Raw genomic sequence first — 22,980 nt, forward strand, 5'->3', positions numbered from 1 at the left:
AGGAGGGCCTATAGATACTGGATGCATGTCATTCCGTTATGTTTTTTTGGAGTCTTTTCATGCATCCACGATTTCAACGATTACTGGGCTCCAATGGATTTTCCATTGGGCTTGAACTCCCGCTGGATAATGATTGGTCCAGCGATGGGCAGCGGCTGCGGATTGCCGAAGACCGGCCTTTTGGTGCTCCGGACCTGAAGCAGCACGCCGCTATGGCGCGCCTCGCAGACAAGGCTGGTTTCCGCTCCCTGTGGGTGCGCGATGTCCCGGTTTACGTCCCCAACTTCGGCGACGCCGCACAGGTCTTCGAAACCTTTTCCTACCTTGGTTACCTGGCAGGGATCACTGACAACATCATGCTGGGTACAGCGGCGGTTGTATTACCGCTACGTCAACCGTGGTTGACGCTCAAGGCAGCCAACAGTGTTGATGAACTGAGTGATGGACGTCTGCTACTGGGTGTGGCCAGTGGCGACCGACCTATGGAGTATCCGTTGTTTGGTGTGGACTACGATCAGCGGGGAGAGATCTTTCGCGATACGGTTGAGTTGTTGCGCAGCCAAGGTGAAGGACGCTTGCCGGAAGGTGCTCGCCTGTTACCGGAGCGAGATCAGCCAGTGCCATTGCTGGTTGCAGGTCTTGGTCAGCAATCCCCAGCGTGGATCGGCCAACACATGGATGGCTGGCTCGCCTACCCCGGCACTCCGGATGAGCATCGGCGCCGAGTGGGGCTGTGGCGGGAGGTCGGCGGCGACAAACCCTACATCAGCTTCGTTCACCTGGATCTGGCGGCCAATCCTCATGCACCGATGCGGCGTGTACGTTTTGGCGGCAGCTGCGGGAGGCTGGCATTGATTGATGAGCTTCAGGATTTGCGTGAAGCCGGTGTGCAGCACGTTGGCTTGCATCTGCGTCGTAGCGAGCGGCCGGTTGCCGAGGTTATTGAAGAGATCGCTGAATACGTTCTGCCGACGTTTCACTAACGATGCTGCTGGAACCAGGGATAGCCGATGGGGCGTCCCTTTTTCGCCACGGCACTTTCCTGCGGGCAAAACAAAACCCCTACCTGCAGATGCAGATAGGGGTTTCGGAATTTAATCTTGACGATGACCTACTCTCACATGGGGAAACCCCACACTACCATCGGCGATGCATCGTTTCACTGCTGAGTTCGGGATGGGATCAGGTGGTTCCAATGCTCTATGGTCGTCAAGAAATTCGGGTACTGAGCCGTCTTTCGACGTATCAGCAAATTGGGTATGCAATAGATTTGTGTGTTGCGTTGCGAATTTTCGACTTGTGTCGTCTTCACACACCGCAATCTGGTGCCTCTTCAGGTCAGCAAATTGCTTGGGTGTTATATGGTCAAGCCTCACGGGCAATTAGTATTGGTTAGCTCAACGCCTCACAGCGCTTACACACCCAACCTATCAACGTCGTAGTCTTCGACGGCCCTTCAGGGGACTCAAGGTCCCAGTGAGATCTCATCTTGAGGCTAGTTTCCCGCTTAGATGCTTTCAGCGGTTATCTATTCCGAACATAGCTACCCGGCAATGCCACTGGCGTGACAACCGGAACACCAGAGGTTCGTCCACTCCGGTCCTCTCGTACTAGGAGCAGCCCCTCTCAAATCTCAAACGTCCACGGCAGATAGGGACCGAACTGTCTCACGACGTTCTAAACCCAGCTCGCGTACCACTTTAAATGGCGAACAGCCATACCCTTGGGACCGGCTTCAGCCCCAGGATGTGATGAGCCGACATCGAGGTGCCAAACACCGCCGTCGATATGAACTCTTGGGCGGTATCAGCCTGTTATCCCCGGAGTACCTTTTATCCGTTGAGCGATGGCCCTTCCATACAGAACCACCGGATCACTAAGACCTACTTTCGTACCTGCTCGACGTGTCTGTCTCGCAGTCAAGCGCGCTTTTGCCTTTATACTCTACGACCGATTTCCGACCGGTCTGAGCGCACCTTCGTACTCCTCCGTTACTCTTTAGGAGGAGACCGCCCCAGTCAAACTACCCACCATACACTGTCCTCGATCCGGATAACGGACCTGAGTTAGAACCTCAAAGTTGCCAGGGTGGTATTTCAAGGTTGGCTCCACGCGAACTGGCGTCCACGCTTCAAAGCCTCCCACCTATCCTACACAAGCAAATTCAAAGTCCAGTGCAAAGCTATAGTAAAGGTTCACGGGGTCTTTCCGTCTAGCCGCGGATACACTGCATCTTCACAGCGATTTCAATTTCACTGAGTCTCGGGTGGAGACAGCGCCGCCATCGTTACGCCATTCGTGCAGGTCGGAACTTACCCGACAAGGAATTTCGCTACCTTAGGACCGTTATAGTTACGGCCGCCGTTTACCGGGGCTTCGATCAAGAGCTTCGCGTTAGCTAACCCCATCAATTAACCTTCCGGCACCGGGCAGGCGTCACACCCTATACGTCCACTTTCGTGTTTGCAGAGTGCTGTGTTTTTAATAAACAGTCGCAGCGGCCTGGTATCTTCGACCGGCATGGGCTTACGCAGTAAATGCTTCACCCTCACCGGCGCACCTTCTCCCGAAGTTACGGTGCCATTTTGCCTAGTTCCTTCACCCGAGTTCTCTCAAGCGCCTTGGTATTCTCTACCCAACCACCTGTGTCGGTTTGGGGTACGGTTCCTGGTTACCTGAAGCTTAGAAGCTTTTCTTGGAAGCATGGCATCAACCACTTCGTCACCCAAAGGGTAACTCGTCATCAGCTCTCGGCCTTAGAATCCCGGATTTACCTAAGATTCCAGCCTACCACCTTAAACTTGGACAACCAACGCCAAGCTGGCCTAGCCTTCTCCGTCCCTCCATCGCAATAACCAGAAGTACAGGAATATTAACCTGTTTTCCATCGACTACGCTTTTCAGCCTCGCCTTAGGGACCGACTAACCCTGCGTCGATTAACGTTGCGCAGGAAACCTTGGTCTTTCGGCGTGGGTGTTTTTCACACCCATTGTCGTTACTCATGTCAGCATTCGCACTTCTGATACCTCCAGCAAGCTTCTCAACTCACCTTCACAGGCTTACAGAACGCTCCTCTACCGCATCACCTAAGTGATACCCGTAGCTTCGGTGTATGGTTTGAGCCCCGTTACATCTTCCGCGCAGGCCGACTCGACTAGTGAGCTATTACGCTTTCTTTAAAGGGTGGCTGCTTCTAAGCCAACCTCCTAGCTGTCTAAGCCTTCCCACATCGTTTCCCACTTAACCATAACTTTGGGACCTTAGCTGACGGTCTGGGTTGTTTCCCTTTTCACGACGGACGTTAGCACCCGCCGTGTGTCTCCCATGCTCGGCACTTGTAGGTATTCGGAGTTTGCATCGGTTTGGTAAGTCGGGATGACCCCCTAGCCGAAACAGTGCTCTACCCCCTACAGTGATACATGAGGCGCTACCTAAATAGCTTTCGAGGAGAACCAGCTATCTCCGAGCTTGATTAGCCTTTCACTCCGATCCACAGGTCATCCGCTAACTTTTCAACGGTAGTCGGTTCGGTCCTCCAGTTAGTGTTACCCAACCTTCAACCTGCCCATGGATAGATCGCCCGGTTTCGGGTCTATTCCCAGCGACTAGACGCCCTATTAAGACTCGCTTTCGCTACGCCTCCCCTATTCGGTTAAGCTCGCCACTGAAAATAAGTCGCTGACCCATTATACAAAAGGTACGCAGTCACCCAACAAAGTGGGCTCCCACTGCTTGTACGCATACGGTTTCAGGATCTATTTCACTCCCCTCTCCGGGGTTCTTTTCGCCTTTCCCTCACGGTACTAGTTCACTATCGGTCAGTCAGTAGTATTTAGCCTTGGAGGATGGTCCCCCCATATTCAGACAAAGTTTCTCGTGCTCCGTCCTACTCGATTTCATGACCAAGAGATTTTCGCGTACAGGGCTATCACCCACTATGGCCGCACTTTCCAGAGCGTTCCGCTAATCTCAAAGCCACTTAAGGGCTAGTCCCCGTTCGCTCGCCACTACTAAGGGAATCTCGGTTGATTTCTTTTCCTCAGGGTACTTAGATGTTTCAGTTCCCCTGGTTCGCCTCTTAAGCCTATGTATTCAGCTTAAGATAACCATCTTATGATGGCTGGGTTCCCCCATTCAGACATCTCCGGATCAAAGTCTGTTTGCCGACTCCCCGAAGCTTTTCGCAGGCTACCACGTCTTTCATCGCCTCTGACTGCCAAGGCATCCACCGTATGCGCTTCTTCACTTGACCATATAACCCCAAGCAATCTGGTTATACTGTGAAGACGACATTCGCCGAAAATTCGCATGCTCTCTTAATCAAGAGCAACTCACAAATTTTACCTTAGCCTGATCCGTTACCAGTGAAAGTAACGTCCAGTCTATCTTTCTATCACATACCCAAATTTTTAAAGAACGATCTAGCCAAAGACTAGAAATCAACATTCACCATCATCACGATGGAATGCTCATTTCTAAGCTTTCAACAAACAGAAGCAGTAGTGGTGGAGCCAAACGGGATCGAACCGTTGACCTCCTGCGTGCAAGGCAGGCGCTCTCCCAGCTGAGCTATGGCCCCGTATTTCTACAGGTTCCCACACAAAATTGGTGGGTCTGGGCAGATTCGAACTGCCGACCTCACCCTTATCAGGGGTGCGCTCTAACCAACTGAGCTACAGACCCAATTTCGAGCTTTAAGTCCGACCTCACCCTGCTCTTTACCACAGAGCATGGGGTGCGTTCCAACCAACTAAGCTACAACCTGTTAGGGCTGCTTCTTATCGTCTTCTTCAATGAATCAAGCAATTCGTGTGGGAACTTATGGAGCAGCTGATGTCGTCGATTAAGGAGGTGATCCAGCCGCAGGTTCCCCTACGGCTACCTTGTTACGACTTCACCCCAGTCATGAATCACACCGTGGTAACCGTCCTCCCGAAGGTTAGACTAGCTACTTCTGGTGCAACCCACTCCCATGGTGTGACGGGCGGTGTGTACAAGGCCCGGGAACGTATTCACCGCGACATTCTGATTCGCGATTACTAGCGATTCCGACTTCACGCAGTCGAGTTGCAGACTGCGATCCGGACTACGATCGGTTTTCTGGGATTAGCTCCACCTCGCGGCTTGGCAACCCTCTGTACCGACCATTGTAGCACGTGTGTAGCCCAGGCCGTAAGGGCCATGATGACTTGACGTCATCCCCACCTTCCTCCGGTTTGTCACCGGCAGTCTCCTTAGAGTGCCCACCATTACGTGCTGGTAACTAAGGACAAGGGTTGCGCTCGTTACGGGACTTAACCCAACATCTCACGACACGAGCTGACGACAGCCATGCAGCACCTGTCTCAATGTTCCCGAAGGCACTCCGCTATCTCTAGCAGATTCATTGGATGTCAAGGCCTGGTAAGGTTCTTCGCGTTGCTTCGAATTAAACCACATGCTCCACCGCTTGTGCGGGCCCCCGTCAATTCATTTGAGTTTTAACCTTGCGGCCGTACTCCCCAGGCGGTCAACTTAATGCGTTAGCTGCGCCACTAAGAGCTCAAGGCTCCCAACGGCTAGTTGACATCGTTTACGGCGTGGACTACCAGGGTATCTAATCCTGTTTGCTCCCCACGCTTTCGCACCTCAGTGTCAGTATCAGTCCAGGTGGTCGCCTTCGCCACTGGTGTTCCTTCCTATATCTACGCATTTCACCGCTACACAGGAAATTCCACCACCCTCTACCATACTCTAGCTTGTCAGTTTTGAATGCAGTTCCCAGGTTGAGCCCGGGGATTTCACATCCAACTTAACAAACCACCTACGCGCGCTTTACGCCCAGTAATTCCGATTAACGCTTGCACCCTCTGTATTACCGCGGCTGCTGGCACAGAGTTAGCCGGTGCTTATTCTGTCGGTAACGTCAAAACACTAACGTATTAGGTTAATGCCCTTCCTCCCAACTTAAAGTGCTTTACAATCCGAAGACCTTCTTCACACACGCGGCATGGCTGGATCAGGCTTTCGCCCATTGTCCAATATTCCCCACTGCTGCCTCCCGTAGGAGTCTGGACCGTGTCTCAGTTCCAGTGTGACTGATCATCCTCTCAGACCAGTTACGGATCGTCGCCTTGGTGAGCCATTACCTCACCAACTAGCTAATCCGACCTAGGCTCATCTGATAGCGCAAGGCCCGAAGGTCCCCTGCTTTCTCCCGTAGGACGTATGCGGTATTAGCGTCCGTTTCCGAGCGTTATCCCCCACTACCAGGCAGATTCCTAGGCATTACTCACCCGTCCGCCGCTCGCCACCAGGTACAAGTACCCGTGCTGCCGCTCGACTTGCATGTGTTAGGCCTGCCGCCAGCGTTCAATCTGAGCCATGATCAAACTCTTCAGTTCAAACATCTTTGGGTTTTTAAGAAACCCTAAACTTGGCTCAGCAATCGTTGGTTACATCTTTGATTTCTCGCGGAGTAACTTGTGATGCTGATAATCTTGTTGACTATCAGTCTGACTCCACAAGCACCCACACGAATTGCTTGATTCAGTTGTTAAAGAGCGGTTGGTTAAGATCTTTCGTCTCAACCGAGGCGCGCATTCTACAGCAGCCTCTGTTGCTGTCAAGCGGTTATTTTAAGAAGTTTTCAAAATTTCCTTTGCAACTTCAACCACTTGCGCTTGCGATCTCTCGTTAGCGGGAGGCGAATTCTACAGCGTTACTCGCTGCTGTCAACACCTCTTTTTCTCCGCTTTCGACCGAGAAGATCGAATCGTTAAAAGAGCCAAACCACCTCGCTCTTTCAACTCCTTCTGGGCTTCGATGACCTGAAGCAACTCGCTGTCGAAAACTGCATAACTCGTTGTTTACCAAGGAGTTTTCCGTTTCGACCGCGCCGGAAGTGGGGCGAATTATAGACTTCCAGAATCTGTCGTCAACCCTTAATTACGCTTTTCTATAAGGATGCTCAAAATCGCTGCTTATATATAGACGCGCCAGCCATGAATGCGCAGTATATTGCCCAATAACACTCTCGCTTCCTACTTGGACGATGCCACGCCATGAATGACCAACCTCGCAGCCTTGCCTCGACCCTGTTTTCGGTTGGCCTGCTATTGATAGCCATGGCATCAATCCAGTCGGGAGCCTCCCTGGCTAAAAGCATGTTCCCCATTATCGGCGCGCAAGGGACCACCACCCTGCGGCTGATCTTCGCCAGTGTGATCATGATGTTGATACTGCGCCCTTGGCGAGCGAAGCTCACCGCAAAATCCCTGCGCACCGTCATCGTCTACGGAATGGCGTTGGGCGGCATGAACTTCCTCTTCTATATGTCCTTGCAAACCGTCCCCCTCGGTATCGCGGTTGCGCTGGAATTCACCGGCCCACTGGCGGTAGCCATCTACGCCTCACGTCGCGCCATCGACTTTTTGTGGATCGCCCTGGCAGCCGTCGGCTTGCTGCTGTTAATACCTTTGGGAGAAGCGACCGCGGGAATCGATCTGGTAGGCGCCGGTTACGCACTGGGCGCAGGTGTCTGCTGGGCGCTGTACATTCTGTTCGGCCAAAAGGCCGGCGCCGACAATGGCGTGCAGACCGCGGCACTGGGTGTGATGATTGCGGCACTTTTTGTAGCCCCTATCGGCATCGTCCATGCTGGCGCCGCGCTGCTCACTCCTTCACTTATCCCCGTGGCCATCGCTGTCGCCATTCTGTCCACCGCCGTGCCCTACACGCTGGAGATGGTCGCCCTCACCCGAATCCCTACCCGGACCTTCGGCACGTTGATGAGTATTGAACCTGCGATCGGCGCCCTGTCAGGCCTGTTGTTTCTCCATGAGTACCTCTCGCTGTCACAATGGATGGCCATCATGTGCATCATTCTGGCTTCCATAGGCGCGACCATGACGATGGGGAGTACAGCCAAGCCTGCTGTCGCTGCAGATTGAGACAGGATTTGACGAGGGTCTGGTATTTGCCGCGCAATTAGGCCATGTTTAGACCCGTAACCCAGTGTCAGACATGGATTTTTCAGATAGGGACATCAGAACGCTTCAAGCGAAAGCGAATGCAGCCAGACCCGGGCGCAAAGATCCGGGGACGCTATAAGGACAGTAATGAAACGAATTTTGATACTGATCGCCGTACTTGCGGTTGCGGGCTGCGCGGCGACATCGAAAACCCAGATAAAACACGGCAAGAGAGGGCTGCATATCAACTGTTCCGGGCTCTCGTCATCCTGGGACAAGTGCTACACCAGCGCTGCCAACTCGTGCGCTCCCAAAGGTTACAAGGTCATCGCCAAGTCAGGGGACGCTGTGGAAGAACCAGGCGATTACCCGTTCGGCCTCAACCCTGCCGGCTATACCAGTCGCAGCATGATCGTCATCTGCAAATAGATTGATGCCGTCTTGTCAGGTTCGTGGACCTGCGATCTGACGGCCAATCTCATCGTAACTGGACTTCAGTACCGCGCGCTGGATGTCTGGCGTGGCCAGCATTCGCGCAATGACCAACGCACCGATACATTGCGACAGAATCGCCCATGCCAGGCTGTCGCTTTCCAGAACCTGCGCCCAACTCTTTTGAAGCCGACAAATCCAGTTCTCCGCCTGCTGGCGAATCATCACGTCTGAACGTGCAATCTCAGCCCCCAACGCCGGCAAAGCACAACCGGATTCCGGGTGCTCGACATGAGCCATGCTCAGATAGTGTTTCAGGCAGCGCTGGAGCTTCTCAGGATTCTGGTCCGCCCCTAAACGCTCCAGGCTTTGAGACAGCTCACGCTCGACGATTGAAGCGAACAGCTCATCCTTCGACGAAAAGTGACTGTAGAAAGCCCCGCCACTCAAACCGATCGCCTTCATCAAACCGTCGACACCCACCGTTGAAAAACCAGACTTCTTGGCCGACACCGCACTGCTTTCAAGTAGCTTCTCTTTGGTTTCCAGTTTGTGATTGACCGAGTAACGCATTGCCTTGCCCTCAGGATTGATCGCCTTGACGCTTGCCGAATCGTAGCATAACGTTCGTTTAGTTAACGATCGTTTAGTTAACGATCGTTTAGCAAAGGGAACTACCCATGAATAACAAGAAGGTCGTACTGGTTGTAGGTGCCGGGGATGCCACCGGCGGCGCAATTGCAAAACGCTTTGCGCAGGAGGGATTTGTGGCGTGTGTCACCCGCCGCAGCGCGGACAAACTCCAGCCGTTGGTGGACGCCATCAAGGCCGATGGCGGTGAAGCCCACGGGTTTGCCTGCGATGCACGCAAGGAAGAGGACGTGATTGCGTTAGTTGAGCAGATCGAAAGCCAGATTGGCCCAATCGAAGCGTTCGTCTTCAACATCGGCGCCAATGTGCCTTGCAGCATTCTTGAAGAAACCGCGCGCAAATATTTCAAGATCTGGGAAATGGCCTGCTTCTCAGGATTTCTCAACGCTCGTGAAGTGGCCAAGCGCATGGCCAAGCGTCAACGCGGGACTATTTTGTTCACCGGTGCTACCGCTGGCCTGCGTGGGGCCTCAGGATTTGCGGCGTTCGCCGGCGCCAAGCACGGGATTCGTGCCCTGGCGCAAAGCATGGCGCGTGAACTGGGGCCGATGAACATTCACGTCGCCCATGTTGTAGTCGACGGTGCCATCGATACCGATTTTATCCGCGAGAGTTTCCCCGAAAAGTACGCGACCAAGGACCAGGACGGCATTCTCAATCCAGAGCACATTGCCGAGAACTATTGGTACCTGCACAGCCAGCCCCGTGACGCATGGACCTTCGAGCTGGACCTGCGCCCCTGGAGCGAACGCTGGTAAGCCCTCCCCCACAATAATAAACAGAGCGCACCGACCATGAGCAAAACCGTGGAGTTCTACTTCGACCTCGGCAGCCCCGCCACCTACCTGGCCTATACCCAACTACCGAAGATCTGCGAGCGGACCGACAGCCAGTTGATCTACATACCCATCCTGCTGGGTGGCGTCTTCAAAGCCACTGGTAACGCCTCCCCCGCGACCATCCCTGCCAAGGGCCGCTACATGTTTCAAGACCTGGACCGCTATGCCAAGCGCTATGGCGTGCCACTGAAGTTCAATCCCCACTTTCCTATCAACACCCTGATGCTGATGCGCGCTGTCACCGGCATGCAGTTGCGCCATCCCGAACGCTTTCTGGCGTTCATCGATTGCCTGTTTCACGCCCTCTGGGTTGAAGGCCGCAGCCTCGATGACCTGGCGACCGTCGCCTCAGTACTGACACAGAACAGTTTCGATCCAAATGAGGTGCTGGCCCTGACCGCCGACGAGGAAGTCAAAGCCACTCTCAAGAACAACACAGAGAAAGCGGTGCAACGGGGCGTATTCGGTGCCCCAAGCATGTTTGTCGATAATCAGCTGTTCTTCGGCCAGGATCGCCTGGACTTCGTCCTTGAAGCCCTGAGTTAAATCTCGACAACCAACCGCCCCTGCGCAGCTCCCGAAACGAGCAGCTCATGGGCGGCCTCGGCGGTTTGCAGGGTAAACTGCCGAGGGTCGAGCAACGGTTTCAACTGACCCGCCTCGATCAACTGCGCCGCCTCCCGAAGTATCTCCCCGTGATGCTCGCGACCCTTGCCAGTCAGCAACGGCAACAAGGTAAACACTCCGGAATACGTCGCCCCACGAAACGAGAGCGGCGCAAGACTGTGCGTCCCCCATCCGAGACAACTCACCACATGCCCCTCGTAGACCCGAGCAGCCTTGAATGAAGCGTCCAGCGTCACACCGCCCAGCGTGTCGTAGACAATATCGAAGCCCTCCCCCGCCGTGTGCTCAGCCACATACTCCTCAACCGAAGATTTGCGGTAATCAATAAACGTCGCACCGAACCCTTCAATGATCGCCTGCTGCCTGGCCGACCCGGTGGCAAACACGTCAGCACCGAAAGCCCGGGCAATTTGCACAGCCACATGCCCGACACCACCCGCACCACCGTGAATCAGCACTTTTTGCCCCGCCCGCACCCGCGCACGATCCACCAATCCTTCCCACGCTGTGATCAGTACCAACGGCAACCCTGCCGCCTCGCGCATGCTCAGATTGCCTGGCTTGCGCGCCAGCAGGCGTGCATCGACGACGGCGTACTCCGCCAGTGAACCCTGCGCACCGCCAATGCCGGTGGCCATCGCATAGACCTCATCACCCGGCAGCAATCCACTGACGCCTTCCCCCAATGCCGCCACTGTTCCCGCCAGATCCATCCCCAACACCGCCGGCAACGGTTGACGTGCATGAGCAGCCTGACCCGACCGAATCTTTCCATCCAAAGGGTTCACCCCACTGGCCTTGATCCTGACCAACACCTGACCGGCTCCAGGCACCGGCCGTTGAATGGAAGCCAAGCGTAAAGGCCCGTTGGCCGAATCAACAATCAGAGCGCGCATTTCAAGTGAGTCAGTCATTTCGCAATTTCCCGTCAGAGGTGGCTGTGGGATAAATCTTCCTCTCACTCACTCATGCCGATAAGACGCTATATAGCTATAGTGACCATGCCCATTTGGCATCAATGAGAAACCCCGTGGACAAACTCAATGCAATGGCGATCTTCGTCCGCGTTGTCGAACGTGGCAGCTTTTCTGCCGTCGCCCGGGAATTGCAGACCAGCCAGCCGACCATCAGCAAAGTGCTGCGAGCACTGGAAACTGAGCTGGGTGGAAAGTTGATTTCCCGCAGCACCCGACAACTGTCCCTGACAGACGAAGGCCAGCGGTACTACGCCGAATGTCGACAAATTCTGGCGGCCGTTGACGCCGCAGAGCACAGTTTTCACTCCGGCCGCGAAGCTGTTGCCGGAAACCTGAAAATCGGATCTTCCGTGAGCTTCGGGCGCTTGCAGATTGCTCCGCGACTGCCGGCATTCCTCAAAAAACATCCTCAGGTGCAGATTGATCTGCAACTGAGCGATCAAAATCAGGACCTGGTCAGTGAAGGACTGGACGTCACGTTCAGGATCGGCGAGTTGAACGACAGCGGATTGATTGCCCGCCACATCGGCACCACCCACCGAGTGACCGTCGCAGCGCCCGATTACCTTGCGCAACACGGCCGGCCGCAAACACCGCAAGCACTGAGCGAGCACAACTGCCTGCAGTTCAACCTGCTGAACAGTCAGAACCTATGGGTTTACGAGAGAGAGGCCCAGCGTCACGAAGTGCGAATCAAGGGCAACGCACAAAGTAACAACTCCGAGGCGATTCGCGAGATGGTTGTGGGGGGATTGGGGATTTCACTGTCGCCGGTTTGGCTGTTCAGCGAGGACTTGAAGGCGGGACGTGTGACCGCGATTCTGCTGGAATACAGCGCGCAGTCGCTGCCGATTCATGCCGTGTCCCCGGCGAATCGTCGCCAATCCGCCAGGGTCAAAGCCTTTGTCGACTACATGAGCCAGGCGCTCGAAGAAGCGCCTGAACTCCAACCGATCAAATAGCCGCAGTCCGAGTGTTCAACCACTCAAGGGCTGCGCCGTCGAGCAACGGGCTCAAGCGCTGGCGCACTTCAGCGTGGTAGGCGTTGAACCACTGTTTTTCGTCATCGGTCAGCAGCGACGGTTCCAGGCAGCGAGTGTCGATCGGGCACAAGGTCAGGGTTTCAAACTTCAGGAATTCACCGAATTCGCTTTTGCCCGCCTCGCGGTTCAACACCAGGTTCTCGATCCGCACACCCCAACGTCCCGGACGGTAAGTGCCCGGTTCGATGGACGTGATCATGCCCGGTTGCATCGCGGTTTGCGGTGCCACGGCGGCTTGATAGGCGATGACCTGCGGGCCTTCGTGCACGTTGAGGAAGTAGCCGACGCCGTGACCGGTGCCGTGACCGTAGTCAACGCTTTCAGCCCAGATCGGCGCACGGGCAATCGAATCGAGCAAGGGCGAGAGAATGCCACGAGGGAATTGCGCACGGGACAACGCAATCACGCCTTTGAGCACCCGCGTGCAATCGCGCTTCTGCTCATCAGTCGGCGTACCGACCGGCACCATCCGCGTGATGTCAGTGGTGCCGCCCAGGTACTGGCCGCCGGAGTCGATCAACAACAGACCGTCGCCTTCGATCACCGCGTGTTCTTCTTCGGTGGCGTGGTAGTGCGGCATTGCGCCATTGGCGTTGAACGCGGCAATGGTGTTGAAGCTCAGCGACACATAACCCGGACGTCGAGTACGCGCGGCCGTCAGGTGTTCGTCGATGGTCAGTTCGGTGATGCGCTCACGGCCCAACGCAGTGTCTAGCCAAGTGAAGAATTCGCACAGCGCCGCGCCGTCCTGCTCCATGGCCTGACGAATGTGCTCGGCATCGGCCAGGCTTTTCTGCGATTTGGCCAACGTCGTCGGATTCAGGCCTTCGACCAGCTTCACACCGCTATCCAGGTTATCCAGCAAGCCGGCAGTGACGCGTGCCGGATCGACTTGCAGGCTCGCCCCGCTCGGTACGGCGCGCAAGGCGGCGGCTACTTCGCTGTAATCGCGTAGGGTCACGCCGTCTTGTTCGAGGATTGCGCGCAGCTCGGCATCGACCTTGCTCAGTGCCACGAACAGGGTCGCCTGCTGCTGGCTGATCAAGGCAAAGGAAACAAACACCGGGTTGAACGACACGTCACCGCCGCGCAAGTTGAACAGCCAGGCGATGTCATCGAGGGTGGCGATGAAATGCCAGTCGGCACCGCGATCTTTCAAAACCTCACGCAGCCTGGCCAGTTTCTCGCCGCGACTGACCGTCGCCTGAGGCGGCAGGTGTTGATAGATCGGTTCATTCGGCAGCGTCGGACGGTCGCTCCAGACTTCGCTCAACACATCGATGTCAGTGCGCAGACGTGCGCCGCGTTCTTCGAGCTTGCCGCCCAACGTACGCGCCGAAGCCACGGCCATTACCGCACCATCTACCGCGACGACGCCGCCTTCAGGGGTTTGCTCGGCCAGCCAGTCCAGCGGGCCGGGTTGACCCGGTTGCAGCTTGACCAGTTCGATGCCGCTGCCTTTGAGTTCCTTGGTCGCTTGTTCCCAATAACGGCTGTCGGCCCAGACGCCGGCAAAGTCCGGCGTAACGATCAGCGTGCCGACCGAGCCATGGAAGCCCGACAACCATTGCCGCCCTTGCCAGTAACCCGGCAGGTATTCAGAAAGATGTGGGTCGGCCGACGGCACCAGCAGAGCATGAATGCCCTCCCGGCTCATCAGTTCGCGGGTTTGCGCCAGGCGTTGGGGCACCGATCCATTGGTCGAAGGCTGCGTACTCATCATGTCTCCTGCTAATCACTTCATCATTATTGTTGAGTGCCGATCAACGCCGGCACTTTCAGACCTTATTGCCAAAATGCCGGAGCACTGGCGCAGGCCGCTTTAATCAGGTGTACCGCTTGGTCGATGTCTTGCTCGGTGGTGAACCGGCCGAGACTCAAGCGAATGGTGCGACTCGCCGAGCGGGCGTCATGCCCCAGGGCCAGCAGCACATGGGAGGGCGCATTGCTGGCGGAGTTGCAGGCCGAGGTCGCGGAAAACGCGATCGAGGTGCTCAACGCCGCGGAATTGAACTCGCCTTCGCTAAAGGTCAGGCTCAGGGTATGAGGGATGCGCTGGGTCGGACTGCCGTTGAGGCGAACGCCGGGAATACTCAGCAGCTGTTCGAGCAAGCGCTCACGCAACCGGACGATCGTGGCTTTCTCTTCATCGAACGAGGCGGCCGCCAACGAGAACGCCACACCCATGCCAGCGATTTGGTGAGTCGCCAGGGTGCCGGAACGCAAACCGCCCTCGTGACCACCGCCGTGAATCTGCGCCTGCAAACGCTGCTGCGCGCGCGGCCCGACGTACAGCGCGCCGATGCCTTTGGGGCCGTAAATCTTGTGGGCGGAAAATGACATCAGATCCACTGGCAACCGGGCCAGATCGATCGCCACTTTGCCTGCACCTTGAGCCGCGTCGACATGGAACAACGCATCGCGAGCACGTACGATTTCGCCGATGGCCGAGATGTCGTTGACCGTGCCCAGCTCGTTGTTGACCAGCATCAGCGACACCAGAAAGGTGTCTTCGCGCATCGCTTCGCTGACCGCTTGCGGGGTAATCAGACCCTCGGCGTCAGGCACCAGGTAAGTCACCGCAACACCGGCGTCCTGCAACTGCTTTGCCGTGTCGAGAATCGCTTTGTGTTCGATCTGGCTGGTGATGATGTGGCCGCCAGAAACGCCGCGAGCCTGGGCCACGCCCTTGAGCGCGAGATTGTTGGATTCAGTGGCGCCCGAGGTCCAGACGATCTGGTCCGCCTGGGCGCCGACCAGTTCGGCGACCTGACGCCGCGCCTGCTCGACCGATTGCCGGGCCTGTTGACCGAACGCATGGGAGCTGGACGCCGGATTGCCGAAGTTGCCGGTAAAGCCCAGACACTCGACCATGACTTTGATGACTCGCTCATCCACCGGCGTGGTGGCGGCGTAGTCGAAATACAGAGGACGTTTATTCATAGAAGACTCGCAGAGCATGTTCCGGGATCAGGAGGCTCGTCACTGAAACGTCAAAGCGCAGCCTCGTGAGCTGCGCCGATCGTTCAGAGCGTTAGAAATACCTGATCGGAGGCCGTTAAAGAAGTACAACTTCATTTAAAAGTGCGTAGGAACGCTCCTGAAGTCGAGCTTAACAGGCATCGGGCAACCGGTTGAAGCAATGCGTCAGCTAAAGCTTTCGAGTAACAACGGATACAGCGAAGCCACCAGCAGCAAGGCCATGCCCCAGTTGAACAGACGCAACCAGCGACGATCTTTCAGCACGTTGCGCAACAACGTGCCACAGCCTGCCCAGACGCTGACGCTCGGCAGGTTGATCAAGGCGAACACGGCCGCAATCACGATCACGTTGGTGAAATAACCCTGCATTGGCGTGTAGGTGCTGATGGCACCGATGGCCATGATCCAGGCCTTGGGATTGACCCACTGGAACGCTGCGGCGCCCAAATAGCTGATCGGCTTGTTCTCGCCCTTTTCACTCTCGGAAACCGGTCCCGAATGGGCGATTTTCCACGCCAGATACAACAAATACGCCGCGCCGACGTAACGCAGCACGCTGTAGAGCAAAGGATAGGTCTGAAACACCGCGCCCAAGCCAAAGCCTACCGCCACCACGAGCACGAAGAAGCCGCAGGTGATGCCAAGCATGTGCGGGATGGTGCGGTTAAAGCCGAAGTTCACGCCCGATGCCAGCAACATTGTGTTGTTGGGGCCGGGAGTAATCGAGGTGACAAGTGCAAACAGGGCAAAGCCCAGCAGCAGATCGAGCGAGAGTGTCATGGGTGGCAGTCCATTGGGGTCAGTCAGGTGTTGACCCTATCGCAGGACTTCAGGGAAACCCACGGACAGTTGCGTGAAACTTCGAGCGGTACAGTTTTCGATCAGCTAGGACGACCATGAAGCTGTACAGCACGTTCGGCGTTCATCTCGCCTTGTTTGTCGAAACTGAACGATTTTTGCGGTTGGCCGAGCAATTCGGCTTTTTTCGCGTGGTATTCGTCGAAGGACAAACCTCGACGATTCAACGCCTCAAGTGCCAGTTCCTTGGTTTCTTCCGCGGTGTACGGCCGTAGTTCCGGGGAAACATGGCTGGCGCATCCGGCGAGCACGGAGACTGCAAGCAGCAAGAAAGTAGCGATTAGAGGTTTCATGGTGAGCGTCCTGGTGTATCTGGGTTCGGGCAATAAACACAGGCTACGCCGGGCATCCGATCAGCAGAAATCAACGCTCTCGATAGTGGCTATCAACTTTGCCTAATGCCGCTCAGATAGAGCGCCTTATATCTCTAAACGATCTATAAATATTAATTTTATGTCTTTTACGGAATAACACAGAGCCTTTATAACAACTGTCATCGCTTCACGCACTGTTGCCCAAGCAACTGTTTGCCAAGCAACTGTTTGCCAGGCAACAGTCATTCAACAAACAGCTCTGCCATTCGTACAGTGTCTACCGGCCAACACGCTGAAAGCCCCGTAAATCGGGGCTCCGAGGGATTGGTACAGCTCTTGCTCTCTGTCAGTGACTACTCACTGCTCCCTGAGCAACTGTTTAAAAAGGAACTGATCATGTCGCGCCCATTGAAAGTCGTTGCCCTCTCCGGCGGTACCTGGCGTCCGTCCCGCACGTTGGTGCTGACCCAGGCGCTGTTGGCGCAACTGGCCGAGCAATTGCCGATTGAAAGCAAGCTGATTGAACTGGGTGACATCGCCCGACCGTTGGGTGCCGCGCTGTCCCGTCAGGAGTTGAGCGCCGAGATCGAAGCCGAGCTGAAAGCGATCGAGAACGCTGACCTGCTGATCGTCGCCGCGCCGGTTTATCGCGGTTCCTACCCTGGCTTGCTCAAGCATCTGTTCGACCTGATCGACCTCAACGCGCTGATCGACACGCCGGTATTGCTGGCCGCCACCGGTGGCAGCGAACGCCATGCGCTGGTCCTCGATCACCAGTTGCGGCCGCTGTTCAGTTTCTTCCAGGCATTGACCTTGCCAATTGGCGTCTACGCCACCGAAGCCGACTTCTCCAATTACCAAATAACCAGTGAGCCCTTGAACGCCCGCATTCGTCTTGCTGCAGAACGCGCCGCGCCGTTGTTTGGCGTGCACCCAAAAAATCTGCTGAAAATCGCTTAAGGACTTCTTCATGGATGTTTTCTGGTTCCTGCCGACTCACGGCGACGGCCATTACCTGGGCACCACTCAGGGCGCTCGCCCGGTGACACTCAACTACCTGAAACAAGTGGCCCAGGCGGCCGACAGCCTCGGCTACCACGGTGTATTGATTCCCACCGGACGCTCCTGCGAGGATTCGTGGGTGATTGCTTCGGCGCTGGTGCCGCTGACCGAACGCCTGCGTTATCTGGTGGCGATTCGGCCGGGGATCATCTCGCCGACAGTCTCGGCGCGCATGGCCGCAACACTGGATCGACTGTCCAATGGCCGCTTGCTGATCAACGTGGTCACCGGCGGTGACCCGGATGAAAACCGTGGCGATGGCATCTTCCTCGATCACAGCGAACGCTACGAAGTGACCGACGAATTCCTGAAAATCTGGCGCCGGGTGCTGCAAGGCGAATCGGTGGATTTCGAAGGCAAACACCTGCAAGTGCAGAACGCCAAGGCGCTGTATCCGCCGGTGCAAAAACCCTATCCGCCGCTGTACTTCGGCGGTTCTTCCGAGGCAGCGCATGAACTGGCCGCCGAGCAGGTTGATGTCTACCTGACCTGGGGCGAACCACCCGCCGCCGTGGCGGAAAAACTGGCCGATGTGCGTGAGCGTGCCGCGCGAAACGGTCGCACGGTGAAGTTCGGGATTCGCTTGCACGTGATCGTTCGCGAGACCGCCGAAGAGGCCTGGAAAGCCGCGGACAAACTCATCGAGCACATCAGCGACGAGACCATTGCAGCCGCGCAGAAGTCGTTCTCGCGTTTCGATTCAGAAGGTCAGCGGCGCATGGCGGCGTTGCATGACGGGCGTCGTGACAATCTGGAAATCTCCCCCAACCTGTGGGCCGGCGTCGGCCTGGTGCGTGGCGGTGCCGGGACGGCGTTGGTGGGCGATCCGCAGCAAGTGGCGGCGCGAATCAAGGAGTACGCGGACCTGGGGATCGAGAGCTTCATCTTCTCCGGCTATCCGCACCTCGAAGAGGCTTATCGTTTTGCCGAGCTGGTGTTCCCGCTGTTGCCTGAGCCGTATGCCAGCCTGGCCGGGCGCGGCGTCACTAATCTCACCGGGCCGTTCGGCGAAATGATCGCCAATGATGTGTTGCCGGCTAAATCAACGGCCTGACCAGGGCAATCCCTGTGGGAGCGGGCTTGCTCGCGAAGAGGCCATAACATTCAACATCAATGTTGACGGTTCGGACGCTCTTCGCGAGCAAGCCCGCTCCCACAGGGGATTTGTGTCGATTTTAATAAGGATTATCTCTGTGACTGCCAAACCGCAAAGCGCCCTGATATCTCCCCTGCAGACCGCCCGCCGATTGGCCGCCGAGTTTGTCCTGACCGCTGTCGAGCGCGATGAACGTGGCGGTACACCCAAAGCCGAACGTGATGCCTTGCGCCACAGCGGTCTGCTCGCGTTAAGCATTCCCACCCAATACGGCGGCCACGGCGCCAGCTGGAGTGACACCCTGAGCATCGTGCGTGAGTTCGCCAAGGTCGACAGTTCGATTGCCCATGTCTTCGGCTTCCATCACCTGATGCTCGCCACCGTGCGCTTGTTCGCCCGGTCCGAGCAGTGGCAGCCATGGTTCGAACAGACCGCGCGCAAGAACTGGTTCTGGGGCAACGCCCTCAATCCGCTGGACACCCGCACCGTGGTGAAAAACCTTGGTGGCTGGCGTGAGTTTTCCGGCAAGAAAAGTTTCTGCTCCGGCGCCAGCGATTCGGAAATGCTGATCGCCTCGGCGGTGGATGAAAGCGCTGGCGGCAAGCTGTTGATCGCCGCGATTCCCAGCGGTCGCAGCGGCATCACCTTGCATAACGACTGGAACAACATGGGCCAGCGCCAGACCGACAGCGGTAGCGCGACGTTCGAACGGGTACGGGTCGAAGAGTCGGAATTGCTCCTCGATCCGGGTCCGTTGAGTACGCCATTCGCCTGCCTGCGGCCGTTGATTGCCCAGCTGACCTTCACCCACATGTTCCTCGGCATCGCCGAAGGTGCCTTCGAAGAGGCGCGACAATACACCCTCACCGAGACCCGTCCGTGGCACAAATCCAGTGCTCAGGATGTGCGCCAGGATCCTTATGTACTCGGCCACTACGGCGAATTCTGGGTCGCCCTCGAAAGTGTTCGACTGCTGGTGGAGCGCGCTGCCGGGTTGCTCGACAAGGCCTGGGCCAAAGGCCCGAACCTCAGCGCCGAAGAACGTGGACACCTGGCTAACGCCATCGCCACGGCCAAGGTCGCTGCCACCCGCAACGGTCTGGAACTCTGTAGCCGGTTGTTCGAAGTGACCGGCGCCCGTTCAACCCATGCGTCACTGCGACTGGATCGCCACTGGCGTAACTTGCGCACGCAAACACTGCACGACCCGGTGGATTACAAACTCCATGAACTCGGTGACTGGGCGCTCAACCAGTCCCTGCCGATTCCGACTTTCTATTCATAGCCTTCTACTCATGGAGCCTGCCCATGCAACTGCTGACCTTACCGCCCTCGCCCGCCCTGGCCACCTCAATTCGTGCCACGGCGCAGGTGTTCGAAGACCCTAAATCCCAGGCCTTGCTCGCCCACATTCAACAAGTCGCACCGAGTGAAGCCAGCGTGCTGATCATCGGCGAAACCGGCACCGGCAAGGAGCTGGTGGCGCGGCATATCCACAACCTCAGCGCCCGGCGCAACCGGCCATTCGTGGCGGTGAACTGCGGCGCGTTCTCCGAATCCCTGGTGGAGGCCGAGTTGTTCGGCCATGAAAAAGGCGCCTTTACCGGTGCGTTGAGCGCCAAGGCCGGATGGTTCGAAGAGGCCGACGGCGGCACGTTGTTCCTCGATGAAATCGGCGATTTGCCGATGGCGATTCAGGTCAAGTTGTTGCGAGTGTTGCAGGAGCGCGAAGTGGTGCGACTGGGTTCGCGCAAGAGCATCCCCATCAACGTGCGGGTGCTGGCCGCGACCAACGTGCAACTGGAGAAAGCCATCAACGCCGGGCATTTCCGTGAGGATTTGTACTACCGCCTCGACGTGGTCAGCCTGGAGTTGAGCCCGCTGCGCGACCGCCCCGGCGACATCCTGCCGCTGACCCGACACTTCGTCGAAGCCTACAGCCAGCGTCTCGGCTACGGCACCATCACCATCAGCAAAGACGCCGAACTGAAACTGCGCAGCTACAGCTGGCCGGGCAACATCCGCGAGCTGGAAAACGTCATTCACCACACCCTGCTGATCTGCCGAAACGGCGTGATCGAACGCGACGACCTGCGCCTGTCGAACATGCGCATCGAGCGTCAGGATGATTACCACAACAACGTCGACGACTCACCGGAAGCGCTGCTCGATCGGGCCTTTCAAAAGCTCTTCGAAGAACAGGCTGGAGCGCTGCATGAGAAAGTCGAAGACGCTTTACTGCGGGCGGCCTATCGATTCAGCCATTACAACCAGGTGCACACCGCTGCTTTGCTGGGGCTGAGCCGCAACGTAACGCGCACGCGACTGATCAAGATCGGCGAACTGGCGGTGAACAAACGCCGGCCCACGGAAAATCTCCAGGGCGAGCGTGTCATGCAGTTATCGATCTAACCCACCAGATTGCAGTGCAGCTTGTTGTCATGGCTGCGTTCCAAGGGGCGCAGCTGCTGGAGTCGAATTGATCGCACTCCTGTGGCGAGGGAGCTTGCTCCCGCTCGGCTGCGCAGCAGTCGTAAACCCGGCTCGCACGGTCTGTCTGAAGCACCGCATTTTCCGGTTTTGGGCTGCTTCGCAGCCCACCGGGAGCAAGCTCCCTCGCCACAATTAATTCGCTTAGAACCCTGGTGCAATCTGTCCTTTGTAGCGCGTCAAAATGAACTGCCGAACCTCATCGGAATTCAACGCCTTGGCCAGTTTCTGCAAGCCTGGATCATTGATGTTGTCCGGGCGCGCGACCAGAAACTCGATGTACAGACTCTTGCCCTTCTCGACAATCAACGCGCTGTTGGTATCAATCCCCGCTTCCAGTGCGTAGTTGGCGAAGACAAACGCCAGGTCCACCTGGCTCACCGAACGTGCCAGCAGCGCACCTTCCAGTTCACGAATTTTCAGGTGCTTGGTGTTTTCGATGATGTCGCGCTGAGTGGCCAGGGTGTTGCTCGGGTCCTTGAGTTTGATCAGGCCAGCTTCGTGTAACAAAACCAACGCGCGACCAGTGTTCACCGGATCGTTGGGGATCGACACCGTGGCGCCATCCTTCAATTCGGCGATGTTTTTGATCCTGGTCGAGTAAGCGCCAAACGGTTCGATGTGCACGCCGACCACCGGCACCAGATCGGTATGGCGGGTTTTGTTGAAGTCATCGAGAAATGGCCGGTACTGGTAATAGTTGGCGTCGAGGTTCTTCAGGGCCAATTGCTGGTTGGGCTGGATAAAGTCGGTGAAAACCTTGATGTCCAGGTCCACGCCTTCCTTGGCCAGGGTCGGTTTAACGAATTCGAGGATTTCCGCGTGCGGCACCGGGGTGGCGCCGACGATGAGTTTTTCGTTGGCGTGAGCGTTGAACGACAGGACGGCAGCCAGAATGGCCAGGGTCTTTTTCATGCTGTGCTCCTAGGCAGATTGAGTGGCCGTCGTGGGGCGGACGTTGGGCCGATTTTTAAGGGTTAGATCGAGTTTTTATCGTCGGCTGTAGCGCGCCACCAGTCGGTCGCCGGTCATTTGCAGGGCCTGGACCAGGATCAGCAGAAGCACCACGGTGACCACCATTACGTCGGTCTGAAAACGCTGATAGCCGTAGCGGATCGCCAGGTCGCCAAGACCGCCGCCACCGATCACCCCGGCCATTGCCGTGTAATCCACCAGCACAATCGCGGTCACCGTGACCGCCGCCAGCAACCCTCCCCGTGCTTCGGGCAACAAGGTATGGCGGATGATCTGCCACGTGTTGGCGCCCATGGCCTGAGTCGCTTCCACGACCCCGCGATCGACTTCGCGCAAGGCAGTTTCAACCAGGCGCGCGAAGAACGGCGTGCAACCGACGACCAGCGGCGGGATAGTCCCCGGCACACCAAGTGAAGTGCCGACCAACAACGTGGTCAGGGGAATCAGCACGATCAGCAAAATGATGAACGGCAGCGAACGCAGCATGTTCACGATCACCGACAGCACCCGATAAACACCGACCGCTTCATGCAATTGGCGCTTGCCGGTGAGGAACAGCACCACACCCAGCGGCAGGCCCAGCAGCACGGTAAAACCGAGGGCGGCACCGAGCATGCTCAGGGTGTCGAGGCAGGCTTGGGCAATGTCGGCCCAATAGATATTTTTCAGCCACTCAGCCAT

The 22,980-nt window shown here is 56.8% G+C and carries 18 protein-coding genes, 2 tRNA genes and 3 rRNA genes; 10 read left to right on the forward strand and 13 right to left on the reverse strand.

Going from position 1 to position 22,980, the window contains the following annotated elements; translation table 11 throughout:
* Positions 1 to 59 precede the first annotated feature (59 nt).
* A complete protein-coding gene (locus tag ACSQ87_RS23010) occupies positions 60 to 983 on the forward strand; it encodes a TIGR03571 family LLM class oxidoreductase (protein ID WP_436274459.1) in 924 nt (307 codons plus the stop codon).
* 115 nt (positions 984 to 1,098) lie between these two features.
* Here the strand turns inward: ACSQ87_RS23010 and rrf are convergent.
* The 5 genes from rrf to ACSQ87_RS23035 form a co-directional block, all read right to left on the reverse strand.
* Positions 1,099 to 1,214: ribosomal RNA gene (gene rrf / locus ACSQ87_RS23015) — 5S ribosomal RNA — on the reverse strand.
* A gap of 147 nt (positions 1,215 to 1,361) precedes the next feature.
* Positions 1,362 to 4,253, reverse strand: a 23S ribosomal RNA gene (locus ACSQ87_RS23020).
* Between the two features lie 251 nt (positions 4,254 to 4,504).
* Positions 4,505 to 4,580, reverse strand: a tRNA-Ala gene (locus ACSQ87_RS23025).
* Positions 4,581 to 4,607: 27 nt separating this feature from the next.
* Positions 4,608 to 4,684, reverse strand: a tRNA-Ile gene (locus tag ACSQ87_RS23030).
* A gap of 161 nt (positions 4,685 to 4,845) precedes the next feature.
* Positions 4,846 to 6,384: ribosomal RNA gene (locus ACSQ87_RS23035) — 16S ribosomal RNA — on the reverse strand.
* The 16S, 23S and 5S rRNA genes sit together here with 2 tRNA genes alongside, the layout of an rRNA operon.
* 660 nt (positions 6,385 to 7,044) lie before the next feature.
* On the opposite strand from ACSQ87_RS23035, the gene rhtA reads away from it, so the two are divergent.
* Together rhtA and ACSQ87_RS23045 are read left to right on the forward strand one after the other, a co-directional pair.
* On the forward strand, positions 7,045 to 7,932 hold the full coding sequence (gene rhtA / locus ACSQ87_RS23040; protein ID WP_436274460.1) for a threonine/homoserine exporter RhtA: 888 nt from the start codon (positions 7,045 to 7,047) through the stop codon (positions 7,930 to 7,932).
* 168 nt (positions 7,933 to 8,100) lie between these two features.
* A complete protein-coding gene (locus tag ACSQ87_RS23045) occupies positions 8,101 to 8,382 on the forward strand; it encodes a hypothetical protein (protein ID WP_149420568.1) in 282 nt (93 codons plus the stop codon).
* A 15-nt stretch (positions 8,383 to 8,397) separates the two neighbouring features.
* On the opposite strand, the gene ACSQ87_RS23050 is transcribed toward ACSQ87_RS23045, so the two are convergent.
* Entirely contained in the window at positions 8,398 to 8,958 is a 561-nt protein-coding gene (locus ACSQ87_RS23050; protein WP_223431754.1) for a TetR/AcrR family transcriptional regulator, read from the reverse strand.
* Between the two features lie 107 nt (positions 8,959 to 9,065).
* Here ACSQ87_RS23050 and ACSQ87_RS23055 point away from each other — a divergent pair, with 107 nt between their 5' ends.
* Positions 9,066 to 9,794 (forward strand): SDR family oxidoreductase, encoded by a 729-nt coding sequence (locus ACSQ87_RS23055; protein ID WP_102616716.1) that lies wholly within the window; start codon positions 9,066 to 9,068, stop codon positions 9,792 to 9,794.
* Positions 9,795 to 9,830: 36 nt separating this feature from the next.
* Positions 9,831 to 10,421 (forward strand): 2-hydroxychromene-2-carboxylate isomerase, encoded by a 591-nt coding sequence (locus tag ACSQ87_RS23060; protein WP_223431753.1) that lies wholly within the window; start codon positions 9,831 to 9,833, stop codon positions 10,419 to 10,421.
* Here the strand turns inward: ACSQ87_RS23060 and ACSQ87_RS23065 are convergent.
* Positions 10,418 to 11,416: a zinc-dependent alcohol dehydrogenase family protein gene (locus ACSQ87_RS23065; RefSeq protein ID WP_436274461.1), complete on the reverse strand. Its 999-nt coding sequence runs from the start codon at positions 11,414 to 11,416 to the stop codon at positions 10,418 to 10,420. The genes ACSQ87_RS23060 and ACSQ87_RS23065 overlap by 4 nt on opposite strands.
* Positions 11,417 to 11,520: 104 nt before the next feature.
* Between ACSQ87_RS23065 and ACSQ87_RS23070 the strand changes: the two genes are divergently transcribed.
* Complete coding sequence (locus ACSQ87_RS23070; protein WP_223431751.1) at positions 11,521 to 12,441, forward strand: LysR family transcriptional regulator; 921 nt, start codon at positions 11,521 to 11,523, stop codon at positions 12,439 to 12,441.
* Here the strand turns inward: ACSQ87_RS23070 and ACSQ87_RS23075 are convergent.
* The 4 genes from ACSQ87_RS23075 to ACSQ87_RS23090 form a co-directional block, all read right to left on the reverse strand.
* Positions 12,434 to 14,242 carry an aminopeptidase P family protein gene (locus ACSQ87_RS23075; RefSeq protein ID WP_436274462.1) on the reverse strand — a complete coding sequence of 603 codons (1,809 nt, stop codon included), beginning with the start codon at positions 14,240 to 14,242 and terminating at the stop codon, positions 12,434 to 12,436. The genes ACSQ87_RS23070 and ACSQ87_RS23075 overlap by 8 nt on opposite strands.
* Before the next feature lie 65 nt (positions 14,243 to 14,307).
* Positions 14,308 to 15,465: a cysteine desulfurase family protein gene (locus ACSQ87_RS23080; RefSeq protein WP_223431749.1), complete on the reverse strand. Its 1,158-nt coding sequence runs from the start codon at positions 15,463 to 15,465 to the stop codon at positions 14,308 to 14,310.
* A 204-nt stretch (positions 15,466 to 15,669) separates the two neighbouring features.
* Positions 15,670 to 16,284: a LysE family translocator gene (locus ACSQ87_RS23085; protein ID WP_123368927.1), complete on the reverse strand. Its 615-nt coding sequence runs from the start codon at positions 16,282 to 16,284 to the stop codon at positions 15,670 to 15,672.
* Between the two features lie 101 nt (positions 16,285 to 16,385).
* The gene (locus tag ACSQ87_RS23090) at positions 16,386 to 16,655 is read right to left on the reverse strand and encodes a lipoprotein (protein ID WP_033059223.1); all 270 of its coding nucleotides are present in this window, start codon (positions 16,653 to 16,655) and stop codon (positions 16,386 to 16,388) included.
* A gap of 417 nt (positions 16,656 to 17,072) precedes the next feature.
* Here ACSQ87_RS23090 and msuE point away from each other — a divergent pair, with 417 nt between their 5' ends.
* The 4 genes from msuE to ACSQ87_RS23110 all read left to right on the forward strand — a co-directional run bounded on the left by msuE (position 17,073) and on the right by ACSQ87_RS23110 (position 21,246).
* Complete coding sequence (gene msuE / locus ACSQ87_RS23095) at positions 17,073 to 17,636, forward strand: FMN reductase (protein ID WP_436274463.1); 564 nt, start codon at positions 17,073 to 17,075, stop codon at positions 17,634 to 17,636.
* A 10-nt stretch (positions 17,637 to 17,646) separates the two neighbouring features.
* The gene (ssuD, locus tag ACSQ87_RS23100; RefSeq protein WP_436274464.1) at positions 17,647 to 18,792 is read left to right on the forward strand and encodes an FMNH2-dependent alkanesulfonate monooxygenase; all 1,146 of its coding nucleotides are present in this window, start codon (positions 17,647 to 17,649) and stop codon (positions 18,790 to 18,792) included.
* 139 nt (positions 18,793 to 18,931) lie between these two features.
* On the forward strand, positions 18,932 to 20,119 hold the full coding sequence (locus ACSQ87_RS23105; RefSeq protein ID WP_436274465.1) for an acyl-CoA dehydrogenase family protein: 1,188 nt from the start codon (positions 18,932 to 18,934) through the stop codon (positions 20,117 to 20,119).
* A 23-nt stretch (positions 20,120 to 20,142) separates the two neighbouring features.
* Complete coding sequence (locus ACSQ87_RS23110) at positions 20,143 to 21,246, forward strand: sigma-54 interaction domain-containing protein (protein WP_223431744.1); 1,104 nt, start codon at positions 20,143 to 20,145, stop codon at positions 21,244 to 21,246.
* A gap of 222 nt (positions 21,247 to 21,468) precedes the next feature.
* On the opposite strand, the gene ACSQ87_RS23115 is transcribed toward ACSQ87_RS23110, so the two are convergent.
* Together ACSQ87_RS23115 and ACSQ87_RS23120 are read right to left on the reverse strand one after the other, a co-directional pair.
* The gene (locus tag ACSQ87_RS23115) at positions 21,469 to 22,239 is read right to left on the reverse strand and encodes a MetQ/NlpA family ABC transporter substrate-binding protein (protein ID WP_436274466.1); all 771 of its coding nucleotides are present in this window, start codon (positions 22,237 to 22,239) and stop codon (positions 21,469 to 21,471) included.
* A 75-nt stretch (positions 22,240 to 22,314) separates the two neighbouring features.
* Positions 22,315 to 22,980 (reverse strand): methionine ABC transporter permease, encoded by a 666-nt coding sequence (locus ACSQ87_RS23120; RefSeq protein ID WP_033059210.1) that lies wholly within the window; start codon positions 22,978 to 22,980, stop codon positions 22,315 to 22,317.

This window comes from Pseudomonas sp. LjRoot277, assembly GCF_964253845.1.
Taxonomy (GTDB): domain Bacteria; phylum Pseudomonadota; class Gammaproteobacteria; order Pseudomonadales; family Pseudomonadaceae; genus Aquipseudomonas.